Source organism: Streptomyces sp. NPDC005808 (assembly GCF_042871385.1).
GTDB lineage: Bacteria > Actinomycetota > Actinomycetes > Streptomycetales > Streptomycetaceae > Streptomyces.
In genome coordinates this window covers 95,801-109,318 of sequence record NZ_JBIAIK010000002.1, presented here as the reverse complement: position 1 = coordinate 109,318, position 13,518 = coordinate 95,801, and the positions used below count along the sequence as shown (strand labels likewise).

Genomic DNA, 13,518 nt, shown 5'->3' with positions numbered 1-13,518 from the left:
CGTCAACACTTTGTTGAAAACTTCGGGTAACAAAAACCGCCGCCCGGGTCGTCCGGACGGCGGCGGGTAGCAACCGGCCCACCTTCAGCGAGCCCGATGGAATCTCCCCAGGTCAGGAGTCCTTCTCGCGGTTCAGATAGTTGTAGACGGTGAAGCGGCTCACCCCGAGGGCGCTCGCCACCGTCTCCACGCCGTGCCGCACGGAGAAGGCGCCGCGCGCCTCCAGTATCCGTACGACCTCCTGCTTGGCCTTGCGGTCGAGGTCGGCCAGCGGCTTGCCCCGCTTGCGCTCCAGGGCGGCCAGGATGTGGTCGAGGGAGTCGGCGAGCTGGGGCAGACGTACGGCGACGACGTCCGCGCCCTCCCAGGACAGCACGACGTCATCGGGGCCGGCCTGGTCCGCCGGCAGCATCTCACCCCCCATGGCGTCGACGAGCGGCTTGACGGCCGAGACGAAGGGGTCGTCTCCGAAACCGGTCACTTATCCCCCTCCTCGACCACGTTGACCTGCAACGAGACCCGGGTGGCGCCCGCCGCCAGAGCCTTGCGCAGCAGCGCGTCGACCGCACCGAGCACCGCGTCCGCACCACCCTCCGCGGTGTTGCCGAACGGGCCGACATCCACCGCGTCCAGCTCGGCGGCCTCGATGACCTCACGGGCGACCAGCGCGTGCGGCGGTGCCTCGTCGAGGTCGAAGGGCTCGGTCGTGAACTCCACTCTCAATCGCACGCGCTCAACCTACTGCGCGGTGTCGATTTTCCGGCAGCCCCCTCTTGACAACCCCCGACACACGGCGGCAATCTTCCATTAAGCAGAAACGAACTTCCGCAATACGGAATCAGCCAGAACCGCCAGCACACCGACCCGCTGATACGGAAGGGAGCGCCGACCCCCATGGGATTCGCAGACCAGCGCTTCAACGTCAACCTGTCGATCCTCTTCACTGAACTCCCGCTCCTGGAGCGCCCCGCGGCCGCGGCCGCGGCGGGCTTCACGGCGGTCGAGCTGTGGTGGCCCTGGGTCGACTCCCCCACCCCCGAGCAGTCCGAACTCGACGCGCTGAAGCAGGCGATCGAGGACGCGGGCGTCCAGCTCACGGGCCTGAACTTCTACGCCGGACAACTGCCGGGCCCGGACCGCGGCGCCCTGTCGATCCCCGGCGAGGAGTCCGTGCGGTTCCACGCCAACATCGACGTGGCCGCGGACTTCGCCGAGTCGCTCGGATGCCGGGCGCTCAACGCGCTGTACGGCAACCGCGTCGAGGGCGTGGACCCGGCCGAGCAGGACGAACTCGCCCTGGAGAACCTGGTCCTTGCCGCCCGCGCGGCCAACCGCATCGGTGCGATCCTGCTGGTCGAGGCCCTCAACCAGCCCGAGTCGCCGCTCTACCCGCTGGTGTCCGCCCCGGCCGCCATCGAGGTCGTCGACAAGGTCAACGAGGCCACCGGCCTCGGCAACGCCAAGTTCCTCATGGATCTCTACCACCTGTCCATGAACGGCGAGGACCTGCCCTCGGTCATCGAGCAGTACGCGGCCAAGACCGGCCATGTCCAGATCGCCGACAACCCGGGCCGCGGCGCGCCGGGCACCGGCTCGCTCCCGCTGGAGGACCTCCTCGACCAGCTGAGCAAGGCCGGCTACGAGGGCTGGGTCGGCCTGGAGTACAAGTCCGGCGACCGGCCGAGCGCCGAGTCCTTCGCGTGGCTGCCCGCGGCGGCCCGAGCCGCCCGCTGAGCGGCAACTCACCGACGTATCGCAGCAGTCAGAGAGGCACCCTCATGAGCAATCTCCCCAAGGTCGGCTGGGTCGGTCTCGGCATCATGGGCTCCCCCATGTCCGAGAACCTGATCAAGGCCGGATACGACGTCACCGGCTTCACCCTGGAGCAGGACAAGCTGGAGCGGCTGGCCGGCGCCGGCGGTACGGCGGCGGGCTCGATCGCCGAGGCCGTGCGGGACGCCGACGTGGTGATCACCATGGTGCCCGCGTCCCCGCACGTCGAGGCCATCGCGTACGGGCCCGACGGCATCCTGGAGAACGCGCGGTCCGGCGCTCTCCTGATCGACATGTCCTCCATCACCCCGCAGACCTCCGTGGACCTGGCGAAGGCGGCCGGTGAGAAGGGCATCCGCGTGCTCGACGCGCCCGTGTCCGGCGGTGAGGCCGGTGCGATCGAGGCCGTCCTGTCCATCATGGTCGGCGGCGAGCAGGCCGACTTCGACGAGGCCGAGCCGATCTTCGAGGCCCTGGGCAAGACCATCGTGCTGTGCGGTCCGCACGGCTCGGGCCAGACCGTGAAGGCCGCCAACCAGCTGATCGTCGCCGTGAACATCCAGGCGTGCGCCGAGGCCGTGGTCTTCCTGGAGAAGTCGGGCGTGGACCTGAAGGCCGCCCTCGACGTCCTCAACGGCGGGCTCGCGGGCTCGACCGTGCTGACGCGGAAGAAGGACAACTTCCTCAACCGCGACTTCAAGCCGGGCTTCCGCATCGACCTGCATCACAAGGACATGGGCATCGTCACCGACGCCGCCCGCAACGTCGGCGCGGCCCTTCCGGTCGGCGCGGTGGTGGCCCAGCTCGTCGCCAGCCTGCGCACACAGGGCGACGGGGGCCTGGACCACTCGGCCCTGCTGCGGGCGGTGGAGCGCCTCTCCGGCGCACAGATCTGACCCCCTGCCGACGTCCTCGAAACTTCCGGGCCACGGCGGCGCTGACACCTGTCCTGTCGCGCCCATGCGCCACCGTGGCCCGGATACACACTCAGAACTTCAATGAACCGTTGACGCCCGATCCGGCGCTCAACTCAAGGGCTGCGTCCGGGATCCGACGGGAGGTCTGATCCGGGGCGCACGCCCGCCACGGCCGTGGACCCGGATCAGGGGTGGTCACACGGTCGGCGGCGGGCAGGCCGAGGACCGCGGCGGTGTGCGAGCCAGTGCGGTGGTAAAGGTCCCGGGGCCCCCTTCCCGACGTGAGGGAAGGCGGCCCCGGCTCCATCGCACCCGCCGCGGTCCCAGCCGTACGGCACGATCCGCACCGAGTCGTACGGCACGCTCACCGAGTCCCAGCAGTGCGGCACGTCCCTGTGGCACACCCACCGGCTCCGTCCGGCGGCGCGAATGTCCTGTCGCGCCCAGCCTCGCGCCGTCGGACGGCACAACTTCACAGTTCACCGGACCAGAGCGCCGGGTACGGACGGTCCCGTACCCGGCGCTCTGCCGTGTTCTCGGGGTGCGGTTTCCGCCGCCGCACAGGAGCCTGGACGTATGGACCACACCCGCATCGTCGTGCACACCCCGGGTCTGGACGGGTCCCGCCGGGTCACCTCGGGGGACGAGACGCTCGGTGTCGCCTACCACCTCGACGACGTCGTCGACATCCTGCGCCGGGCCGAGGTCGACCTCGATGCCGTCGAGGTCGAGGAGAGCGACATCATCGACTGGCAGGGCGGCGGCCCCGACGAATGGCCGGGGCTGTCGGAGCACATCGAGCCGTGAGGCCGGCTCTTCGGTGGGTACGCCAGCGGGCGTACGCCGGGTACGGAACCCTCAAATCAACCTCTGAACACGGCCCCAAGGGCTTCAACTCCCCCCGGGCAAGGGCACATTCTCAGCACACGGGGCCCGCCGACACGGGGGCGGCGGGCCTCGTCTCTGGGGGGAGACACCATGGACAGTGCTGCGACGATTCAGCTTGAGCCACACGCCGTCGCGCTGCTGCGCGGGGGGCCGCTCGCCGCGGTGAAGGTCGCCGCGCTCGCCCTGCATCTACAGGGCGTGGCGAGCGCCGCACGGACCGGCACGATGCGGACGTCGGGACTGGCCGCGCGCACCGGGCATCCTCTGGAGAAGGCCGTGCACGCCTCCCTCTACCGCCGCCCGGCGGGAATACGGGACTTGCTGAAGGAACCGCGGGTACGGAAGCCGATGGCGGAGCTCCGCGCCGAGCTGATCGCGGTGGGGCTGCTGCGCGGTTTCCCGCGCGGGCGGACGCGGGCCGCGCGACACACCCTCGACGACCTGCGCACCCAACTGCCTGTTCCTGTCGAACGGGAGGGGCTCTCCACGGACGACGTCCTGCTCGCCGTCGCGCTCTACGACGACGAGGCGCTCACCGTCCTGGCGCCGCGCTTCGCCCGTGACGCAGGGCTGTTGGGGCGCGGCGGGGCGGCCGACACGGTGCCGATGCCGCGAGGTTCGGGCGGTAGCGGGTCCGGGGCGGCCGGGGTGGGCTTCTAGACGGCGAAGGGGCGCCACGGACGACTTGAGGGGCGCATCCGCGGCTGGCTAAGGGGTTCATCGGACGGCGAAGGGGCGGCTCACCTTCCCGGTGAGCCGCCCCTTGCCGGACGTATGGCCTGCCGTGTCCCGCGTGTCAGACCTTCAACGTCCTGATCGAGGTGGGCGCGTGGCCCGGCTCGGTCGCGATCTCCTCGAACTCGACGACGTTGCTGATGTCGTTCGTCTTGCTCATCGCGATGTTGGTGATGCGCTCCAGGATCGCCTCGACGACGACGGGGACCTGGAACTCGGCGGCGAGCTTCTTGGCCTCTTCGAAGGCGGCGCCGAGTTCGCTGGGGTCGGTGACGCGGATCGCCTTGCAGCCGAGCCCCTCGACGACCTTGATGTGGTCGACGCCGTAGACGCCCAGCTCCGGCGAATTGATGTTCTCGAACTCCAGGTTGACCTGGAAGTTGATGTCCAGACCGATCTGCGCCTGCCGGATCAGCCCCAAGTAGGCGTTGTTCACGAGGACATGGACGTACGGGATCTTGTGCTGGGCGCCGACGGCCAGTTCCTCGATCATGAACTGGAAGTCGTAGTCGCCGGAGAGCGCGACGACCTGCGCCTGAGGGTCGGCCTTGGCGACGCCGAGCGCGGCCGGGATGGTCCAGCCGAGCGGGCCCGCCTGGCCGCAGTTGATCCAGTGGCGCGGCCGGTAGACGTGCAGCATCTGGGCGCCGGCGATCTGCGAGAGTCCGATGGTGGTGACGTACCGGGTCTCCGGGCCGAAGGCCTTGTTCATCTCCTCGTAGACGCGCTGCGGCTTGATCGGGATGTCGTCGAAGTGCGTACGGCGTTGGAGAGTTGCCCGCTTCTCCTGCGTGGAGGCGGCCCACTCGCTGCGGTCGGGAAGCCTGCCCTCGTCCTTGAGCTCGCGCGCGACCTCGACGAACAGCTTCAGCGCGGCCTTGGCGTCGGAGGCGATGCCGTAGTCCGGCGCGAAAATCTTGCCGATCTGGGTGGGCTCGATGTCCACGTGCACGAACTTGCGGCCCGCGGTGTAGACGTCCAGCTTGCCGGTGTGGCGGTTGGCCCAGCGGTTGCCGATGCCGAGGACGAAGTCGGACTCCAGGAAGGTGGCGTTGCCGTAGCGGTGCGAGGTCTGCAGGCCCACCATGCCGGCGTTCAGGTCGTGATCGTCGGGCAGGATGCCCCAGCCCATCAGGGTCGGCACGACCGGAGTGCCCGTCAACTCGGCGAACTCGACGAGGAGTTCGGCGGCGTCGGCGTTGATGACACCACCGCCGGCGACGATCAGCGGCCGCTCGGACTCGTTGAGGAGGGCGATCGCCTTCTCGACCTGAGCTCGGGTGGCAGCGGGCTTGTAGGCCTGGAGCGGCTCGTACGTCTCCGGGTCGAACTCGATCTCGGCGAGCTGGACGTCGATGGGCAGGTCGATGAGGACGGGGCCCGGACGCCCCGAGCGCATGAGATGGAAGGCCTGCTGGAAGACGCCGGGGACCTGGGCCGGCTCGAGGACGGTGATCGCCATCTTCGTCACCGGCTTGGCGATGGAGGCGATGTCGACTGCCTGGAAGTCCTCTTTGTGGATCACGGCGGTCGGAGCCTGGCCGGTGATGCAGAGAATTGGGATCGAGTCGCCGGTGGCGGAGTACAGCCCGGTGATCATGTCGGTGCCTGCCGGTCCCGAGGTGCCGATGCAGACGCCGATGTTGCCCGGGTGGGTACGGGTGTAGCCCTCCGCCATGTGTGAGGCACCCTCGACATGGCGGGCGAGGGTGTGGTTGATCCCTCCGGCGGCCTTGAGGGCCGCGTAGAAGGGGTTGATCGCCGCGCCCGGGACGCCGAAGGCGTTGCTGACGCCCTCGCGCTTGAGGATCTCGACTGCCGCGCGGGCAGCGGTCATACGAGCCATGGAGTACTCCTGCTTCGGCTGTCGGTTTCTCGCCCCCGTCGCGCCCGCGGAGAGCTGGTGATTCCGTTTGCGGTTCCGCAGCGGCTTCCCTGTCCGAATTCCGTATTGCGGAAACTAACTTCTACTATCTGGAAGCAATGTAGGGCGGGGTGCCGAGAGGCGTCAAGAGTCCCGCCGGAGGCTGTCGGACCGTTTCCCTGCCGCGGGCACCCTCACTGGAGGACTATGGACACGCTGTCCCGACGTGACGACGTGACGACGTCCAGGAGTGGGCCATGGCCGAGAGCGTGCCGGTGCGATGCCCGGCCTGCCGCCGCGAGCATCTGTACGCGGCGCTGTCCTATCCCTGCGTGTGCGGCGCCCCCGTCACGCCCCCGCTCGACGGCCTCGCGGAACCCTCGGCCGTCACCCACCGCTCCTGGGACGAGGAATGGGTCACGGTCCGCTGCGAGGCCTGCGGCCGCGAGGACCAGTGGCCCGCGCCCGAACTGGGGTGCTCGTGCGGGACGGAGCTGCGGATTCCGGTGCGCGGGGTACGCCGCCCGCAGCGCGCCCAGCGCACACTCGGCTCCGTCGCCGAGGCGAGCCATGAGACGGACGAGGGCACCCGCGAAGGAACGCCCCAGGGCACTCGCGCACACCCGGCCGACGACCCTCCGCACGACACCGACAGCCGACCGGACACCGCCGGCGACACCTCGCCCGCGCCCCGCCCCGCGTTCCAGCCGGTCACCATCCGGACCGCCCGGGACGCCGTCACGGCCGCCGCGCTGTACCTGCGCTGGCTCGGCTACCAGGACATCAGGCGGGCGGACCAGCGGCCCCCGAGGGGGATCGGCCTCGCCGCCCGCGGAATCCTGGCCCAGGTGGACCCGACGGTCCGGCCCGCCTCGCTGCGCGACGTGGAGTGCCTGTGGCTGACGGCGATGACGGAGTCCGCGGGATGCGTGTACTTCTCCCTCTCGGGGTTCGCGGACGACGCCCGCGCCCGCGCCGACACCCTCGGCGTCCCCCTCTTCGTCCTCGACCTCACGGGCACGCCCCAGCCGGTGAACAGCCCGGCCGACAAGCTCATCGCGACCGGCGCCTGAGCACCGCCTTCACTCCGGCGTACGACTCCCACAGCCCGTGCGTGTACGACGGCTCACTCACCGGAAGTCCTCCTCGCGGTACTCGGCGTCCGAGCCCGCGGCCGTGGCCTCGCGCAGCTCGATGCGGCGGATCTTGCCGGACACGGTCTTGGGGAGTGCGCCGAACTCCAGGCGGCGGATCCGCTTGTAGGGCGCGAGGACCGTGCGGGAGTGCTCGAAGAGGACCTTGGCGGTGTCGGGGCCCGGCTCCCAGCCCGCTGCGAGAACGACGTACGCCTTGGGAACCGCGAGGCGCAGCTCGTCCGGCGCGGGCACCACGGCCGCCTCGGCCACCGCCTCGTGCTCCAGGAGCGCGCTCTCCAGCTCGAAGGGCGAGATCTTGTAGTCGGAGGCCTTGAACACGTCGTCGGAGCGGCCCACGTAGGTGATGTAACCGTCGGCGTCGCGCGAACCGATGTCACCCGTCCGGTAGTAGCCGCCTCCCATGGCCTCGGCGGTGCGGTCCGGTTCGCCGTGGTAGCCGGTCATCAGGCCCACCGGCTTCAGCGACAGATCGAGCGAGATCTCGCCCTCGTCCGCGCCCGGCGCGCCGGACACCGGGTCGAGCAGCTCGACGCGGTAGCCGGGGCTGGGCCGCCCCATCGAGCCCGGCTTCAGCGGCTGCCCGGGGCTGTTGGAGACCTGGACCGCGGTCTCCGTCTGCCCGAAACCATCCCGGATCGTGACCCCCCAGGCCCGCCGCACCTGCTCGATGACCTCGGGATTCAGCGGCTCCCCCGCGGCGACCGCCTCGCGCGGCGGCGTACGCAGCTGGGTCAGGTCGGCCTGGATGAGCATGCGCCACACGGTGGGCGGCGCGCAGAAGGTCGTCACACCCGCCCGGTCCATCTCCGCCATCAGCCGGCCCGCGTCGAAGCGCGTGTAGTTGTGGATGAAGACGGTCGCCTCCGCGCTCCAGGGCGCGAAGAGGTTGGACCAGGCGTGCTTGGCCCAGCCGGGCGAGGAGATGTTCAGATGCACGTCACCGGGCTCGATCCCGATCCAGTACATGGTCGCCAGATGGCCGACCGGGTAGGAGACGTGGGTGTGCTCGACGAGCTTGGGGCGGGCCGTCGTACCGGAGGTGAAGTAGAGCATCAGCGGGTCGTCCGCGTGCGTGACGTCATCGGCCTCGAAGACCGCGTCGGCGGCGTACGCCTCCTCGTACGAGCGCCATCCGGGCCGTGAGCCGCCGACCGCGATCCTGGTGTAGTCGCCCGGCACCTCGTCGAACTTCCCGGTGTCCTCCGCGCGGGCGATCACGTGCCGGACGCGGCCGCGTTCGACCCGGTCGCGCAGGTCGGCGGGACCGAGCAGGGTGGTCGCCGGGATGACGACGGCGCGCAACTTCATCGCGGCGAGGGCCGTCTCCCACAGTTCGGCCTGGTTGCCGAGCATGACGAGGATGCGGTCCTCGGCGCGAACCCCCTGCGCGCTCAGCCAGTTGGCCGTCCGGTTCGAGCGCTCGGACATCGCGGCGAAGGAGATCTCGGTCCGCGAGCCGTCCTCCTCGACGAGGTGCAGCGCCGTGCGGTCGTTGTCCCGGGCGATGACGTCGAACCAGTCGAGCGCCCAGTTGAAGTGCTCCGGGCGGGGCCAGTCGAAGCCCTCGTAGGCCGTGGCGTAGTCCTCGCGGTGGGCCAGCAGAAAGTCCCGCGCGGTGCGGAACTGCTCCGTCGCGTTCGTCGTCGCCGTCATGTGTCCTCCTCGTCACCGGACCGCCGCCTACCATCGTGTATGCCGTGGGCCAGGTCTCACCACCCCCGGAGGGGGTGCGCCGCGACGAAGGGGCGATCAGGTGACGGCAGCGGCAGCCGATGGGCGGCGGAGCGACTGGGACTGGGCCGGAGACCGTGAGGGATGTCTACGGTCGGCGATGCGCAGACTGGGCACCCACACCAGGTGGGAGGCAGTGGTCGCCGCGCGGCGGACCGGGCCTCTGCCGTAACCGCCGACGAAATCCTGGCGTTTTCTCATTCACTCGGCGACACTCTGAAACCCCTTATACCGTCTGCTGTTATTACCCTCACCGTCCCGACCGTCCGTAATTCAAAGACACATTGCCTAATATTGGTCAGGACACGACACACGAGGGGAGCGGTGACCGTGCAAGGGGACTTCAAGGAGCCTGCAAGACCCCGCCCTGACCTGGTCATCGGCCGGGAGGAGCTCTTCGCCGGGGCGCGTGAACAGCTCTCCGGCGGCGGCAGTGTGCTGGTGCACGGCCCCGCGGGAATTGGAAAGTCGACCGTCCTGCGGGCATTGGCCACGGAATACACCGAATCTGCACACATTGTGTTGCGCTGCTCGGCCACCGAGTCCGAATCCCATCTCCCCTTCCTCGCCCTGGCCGACCTCCTCGGCCTGGTCGTCGACGAGGTCTCCGCGCAACTGCCCGGCCCGCAGCGCACCGCACTCGAGTCGGCGCTCACCGGACGCGGTGAATCCACCCTGCAGCGCGACGGACTGGCGCTGCGTCTCGCGGTCCTGTCGGCGTTCCGCGCCCTGGCCGCCCAGGGCCCCGTACTGGTCGTCGCCGACGACCTGCAGTGGCTGGACCCGGCCAGCGCCGAGCTGCTCGGCTTCGCCGCCCGTCGGCTCGGTGGCATGCCCGTACGGATGCTGTGCGCCGTACGCACCGAAACGGAACCGCAGGGGCAACAGCACGACCGATATCTACGCGCGTCCCCGCCGGACACTTTGGCCGTGCGCCTCAACCCGCTCTCCCGTACGCATGTTGCCGAACTCCTCGGCCGGCGCGGCTACACCGGCCTGCCCCGCTCGATTGTGCGGGACATCCACCGCACCAGCGGCGGAAACCCGCTCTTCGCGCTGGAGCTGGGCCGCGCCCTCGCCGAGAGCCCGACCCCGCCGAGCCCCGGCGAACCCCTGCCGGTGCCGACCTCGCTGAGCGCGCTCGTACTCAGCCGGCTGGAGATGCTGTCCGCCGAGGCCCGCCGGACCCTGCTGGTGGCGAGTGCCGGGGCGCGGCCCACGCTGGCGCTGCTGCACGCCGCCGGGCGCGAGAACGCCGAGGCGGAGACGGCCTCGGCGGCCTCGCTCGGCCTGCTGGCGACGGATCGCGAGGCTCCCGTCATCCGGTTCGCGCACCCCCTCGTGTCCGCCGCCCTGTACGCGCAGGCGAGCGCGCAGGAGCGGCGCGCCGCCCATGCCGCGCTGTCCGAGGCGGCCTCCGACCCCATCGAGCGGGCCCGCCATCTCGCGCTGGCCGCCACGGGTACGGACCCGGGCGTCGCCGCACGGCTCGGCGAGGCAGCGGCGGCGGCCCGGGACCGGGGCGCACCCTCGGTCGCGGCGGGGCTCGGACTGCTGGCGGCCCGTCACACCCCGCCGGACACCGTCCCGGGTCCGGACGAACGCAGGCTGCAGGCGGCCGAGGACGCGCTCACAGCCGGCGAGACGGACCTCGCGCGGGACATCGCCCGCCAGGTGCTTGCCCGCGCCACCGATCCCGCCGACCGGGTACGGGCCTGGATGGTCGTCATCGACGCGGCGGGGCAGGCGATGGCCGAGGTCGACGCCGTGTTCCCACAGGCGCTCGCGGACGCGGGCGAGGACCCGCGGCTGCTCGCCCTCGTCCGCTACCAACTGGCCTGGCGGGCCCTGCTCGTCGAAGGCGAGATGACCAAGGCCCGCGAGGAGGCCGCCTGCGCCGCCGAGCTCGCGGCTCTGGGCGGGGACCGGCCCACCGAACTCCTCGCGCTCGGCTTCCAGGCGCAGATGGAGACCCTGATGGGGCACCCCGGCGCCCCGGCGACCATCCAGCGCGCGATGCGCGAGCCACAGGACCCCCGGGTGGCGTGCGACCACAACGGCGCCGGTGCCGCCCGCTTCCGCTGGCTGATCATGGGCGACCAGCTCGCCGAGGCCCGTACGACCATCACCGCGCTGCTGCGCGAGGTGCGGCGGCGCGGGATGGTCGAGAGCGAGGTCCACTTCCTGCGTGGCCTCGCCGAGACCGAGTTGCGCTCCGGTCACTGCGGCCGGGCCCTGGACCTCGCCCGTGAGAGCCTGCGCCTGGCCCGCGACACCGGGATCGGCGAGGCGGCCACCGCCATGTTCACCTCGCTCGCCGAGGCCGCGGGCGGTGACGTGGACCGGGCACTCACGCTCGCCCAGGAAGCGGTGGACCGGGCGGAGGAGGACGGCGACCTGATCTACCTCTCGCGCGCCCTCGGCGCCCTCGGCCACGCCCAGCTGGTGGCGGGGGACGCGTCGGCGACGGTCCGGTCACTGCGGCGCGTACGGGAGTTGGAGGAGCGCCTCGGGGTCGTCGATCCCGCCCGGGGCCGCTGGCACGGGGACCTAGCCGAGGCACTGGTACGGATCGGCGAACCGGACGAGGCACAGGACGTCATCGACGCCACGCGGAAGCAGGCGCTGCGGCTCGGCCGGGAGAGCGTACTCGCCGTACTCGATCGCGCCGAGGCACTCGTACGCGCCGCACGCGGCGAACAGGACCTCGCCACCCGGCAGTTGACCGCGGCCCGGGACCGGCTCGGCAAGCTGGGCTACGGCCTCGAGGAGGCGCGCGCCGCGTACGCCCTCGCCGGGCTGCGCACCCTGCGGCCCGGACCCACCTCGTACGACGAGGCGACCAGGCTTTTCCGCCGCTGCCGCGCCCTGCCGTGGCTGCGCCAGGTCGAGACGGCCTCCGCGGACCTTTCGGCAGCCTCGCCCCTCGCGTCCGCGGACGCCGAGAGTCTCGCAACCGCCGCTCTGGACAGCCTCGCCGCGACCGAACGGCAGGTCGCCGCGCTCGTCATGGAGGGCGCCACCAACCGTGAGATCGCCGCGCGTCTGTTCATCAGCGTGAAGACGGTGGAGGCCACACTGACGCGGGTGTACCGGAAGTTGGGGATCCGCTCGCGGGTGGACATAGTCCGGCTGGCGGTCGGGCACCGACCGGGCTGACGTTCCGTCGTATCCGGGAGAGCGGGCACCTGCTCCCCAGTCATACGCAATCCGCAATCCGCAATCCGGGATACGAGATACGAGATACGGGACCAACCGGACGGAAACACAAGCTAAACCCAGCTGCCGCACAGCAAGGGTTATCCCTCCTCCAACTCCCTTAGGGGCTTCCCCCATTGGAGATGGGGGGCTCCGCTTCTAGCCTGATCCCAGTGCCGCTCGCCCGGGCACACGCCGCCGGCCCGCCGGCGTCGTGCAGCACCCCCCACACCCGCGCGTCCCCCACCGGCAACTTCCGAGGAGAACCATGTTCGGGCTCAACCGCGCCAAGAAGACCGCCGCGCTCTGCGTGGCGACAGCTGCCGCCGCCGCGACGGCACTGCTCGGCGCACCCGGTGCCGTCGCCGCCCCCCAGCCCATCGTCGGCGGCACGACGACCACCACGACCGCGTACCCGTTCGTCATGCAGATCACGGACGCCTCGCAGAACCAGTTCTGCGGCGGCACGCTCGTCTCGGCCACGAAGGTCGTCACCGCCGCACACTGCATGGTGGGCGAGACCACCAGCAGCGTCCGCGTCATCGGCGGCCGTACCTACCTCAACGGTACGAACGGCACGGTCAGCAGGGTCAGCAAGATCTGGATCAACCCCAGCTACACGGACGCCACCAACGGCGACGACGTGGCCGTACTGACTCTGTCGACGGCGATGTCGTACACCCCGGTGTCGTACGTGACCTCCTCGCAGACCAGTGTGTACGCGACCGGCGCCACCGCCCGCGTCCTCGGCTGGGGCACCACCTCCGCGAGCGGCAGCTCCTCCAACCAGCTGCGGACCGCGACCGTCCCGATCGTCTCCAACACCAGCTGCGCGAGTTCGTACGGCTCCGACTTCATCTCCAGCGACATGGTCTGCGCCGGATACACCTCCGGCGGCGTCGACACCTGCCAGGGCGACAGCGGCGGCCCGCTGCTCATCGGCGGCGTGCTTGCAGGCATCACCTCCTGGGGCGAAGGCTGCGCCGAGGCCGGCTACCCGGGCGTCTACACCCGCCTGACGACCTTCTCCAGCCTGGTGACCACACAGGTGAACTCCTAGTTCGAACCGTTCTTCAACTCGCAGTCACCGATGAACTCCTGAGCACCCCTCAGGTGAAAGCCGGGGGGCGTTGCGGGCCTCCACGAGCGGCCCGCAGCGCCCCCTGTCCACTACCTGCCCGTCGGCGTCCCGCTTCCCCCAAAGCCGGAACCGCCGACGGGCATACGCCTGTTGGAAACCCGCGGCGGCGCGACT

At 70.6% G+C, this 13,518-nt stretch carries 11 protein-coding genes and 1 pseudogene; 8 read left to right on the top strand and 4 right to left on the bottom strand.

Annotated features, from left to right (window positions below; all coding sequences use genetic code 11):
* Positions 1-112: 112 nt before the first annotated feature.
* Together ACFYPC_RS04020 and ACFYPC_RS04015 are read right to left on the bottom strand one after the other, a co-directional pair.
* Positions 113-481 (bottom strand): helix-turn-helix domain-containing protein, encoded by a 369-nt coding sequence (locus ACFYPC_RS04020; RefSeq protein WP_385735093.1) that lies wholly within the window; start codon positions 479-481, stop codon positions 113-115.
* Positions 478-729: a hypothetical protein gene (locus tag ACFYPC_RS04015; RefSeq protein WP_388670354.1), complete on the bottom strand. Its 252-nt coding sequence runs from the start codon at positions 727-729 to the stop codon at positions 478-480. Before ACFYPC_RS04015 ends, ACFYPC_RS04020 begins: the two co-directional genes overlap by 4 nt.
* Before the next feature lie 165 nt (positions 730-894).
* On the opposite strand from ACFYPC_RS04015, the gene ACFYPC_RS04010 reads away from it, so the two are divergent.
* The 4 genes from ACFYPC_RS04010 to ACFYPC_RS03995 all read left to right on the top strand — a co-directional run bounded on the left by ACFYPC_RS04010 (position 895) and on the right by ACFYPC_RS03995 (position 4,238).
* Positions 895-1,734, top strand: coding sequence for a TIM barrel protein (locus ACFYPC_RS04010; RefSeq protein ID WP_388670351.1), 840 nt, complete (start codon positions 895-897; stop codon positions 1,732-1,734).
* A 44-nt stretch (positions 1,735-1,778) separates the two neighbouring features.
* Positions 1,779-2,669 (top strand): 2-hydroxy-3-oxopropionate reductase, encoded by an 891-nt coding sequence (locus ACFYPC_RS04005; protein ID WP_388670348.1) that lies wholly within the window; start codon positions 1,779-1,781, stop codon positions 2,667-2,669.
* A 597-nt stretch (positions 2,670-3,266) separates the two neighbouring features.
* Positions 3,267-3,497 carry a hypothetical protein gene (locus ACFYPC_RS04000; RefSeq protein WP_388670345.1) on the top strand — a complete coding sequence of 77 codons (231 nt, stop codon included), beginning with the start codon at positions 3,267-3,269 and terminating at the stop codon, positions 3,495-3,497.
* A 171-nt stretch (positions 3,498-3,668) separates the two neighbouring features.
* Positions 3,669-4,238, top strand: a complete 570-nt coding sequence (locus ACFYPC_RS03995) for a TIGR04222 domain-containing membrane protein (RefSeq protein ID WP_388670342.1) — start codon at positions 3,669-3,671, stop codon at positions 4,236-4,238.
* Between the two features lie 136 nt (positions 4,239-4,374).
* Here the strand turns inward: ACFYPC_RS03995 and gcl are convergent, their stop codons facing one another.
* Entirely contained in the window at positions 4,375-6,159 is a 1,785-nt protein-coding gene (gene gcl / locus ACFYPC_RS03990) for a glyoxylate carboligase (RefSeq protein WP_388670339.1), read from the bottom strand.
* A 275-nt stretch (positions 6,160-6,434) separates the two neighbouring features.
* Here gcl and ACFYPC_RS03985 point away from each other — a divergent pair, with 275 nt between their 5' ends.
* A complete protein-coding gene (locus ACFYPC_RS03985) occupies positions 6,435-7,250 on the top strand; it encodes a hypothetical protein (protein ID WP_388670336.1) in 816 nt (271 codons plus the stop codon).
* 57 nt (positions 7,251-7,307) lie between these two features.
* On the opposite strand, the gene ACFYPC_RS03980 is transcribed toward ACFYPC_RS03985, so the two are convergent.
* Positions 7,308-8,987: an AMP-binding protein gene (locus tag ACFYPC_RS03980; RefSeq protein WP_388670334.1), complete on the bottom strand. Its 1,680-nt coding sequence runs from the start codon at positions 8,985-8,987 to the stop codon at positions 7,308-7,310.
* A 123-nt stretch (positions 8,988-9,110) separates the two neighbouring features.
* Between ACFYPC_RS03980 and ACFYPC_RS03975 the strand changes: the two are divergent.
* From ACFYPC_RS03975 to ACFYPC_RS03965, 3 genes and pseudogenes are all read left to right on the top strand, one after another.
* Positions 9,111-9,237, top strand: a pseudogene (locus ACFYPC_RS03975) (helix-turn-helix transcriptional regulator); the annotation flags it as partial.
* A 152-nt stretch (positions 9,238-9,389) separates the two neighbouring features.
* Positions 9,390-12,224 carry an AAA family ATPase gene (locus tag ACFYPC_RS03970; protein ID WP_388670331.1) on the top strand — a complete coding sequence of 945 codons (2,835 nt, stop codon included), beginning with the start codon at positions 9,390-9,392 and terminating at the stop codon, positions 12,222-12,224.
* 307 nt (positions 12,225-12,531) lie between these two features.
* Positions 12,532-13,323: a S1 family peptidase gene (locus tag ACFYPC_RS03965; RefSeq protein WP_388670329.1), complete on the top strand. Its 792-nt coding sequence runs from the start codon at positions 12,532-12,534 to the stop codon at positions 13,321-13,323.
* Positions 13,324-13,518: the final 195 nt, after the last annotated feature.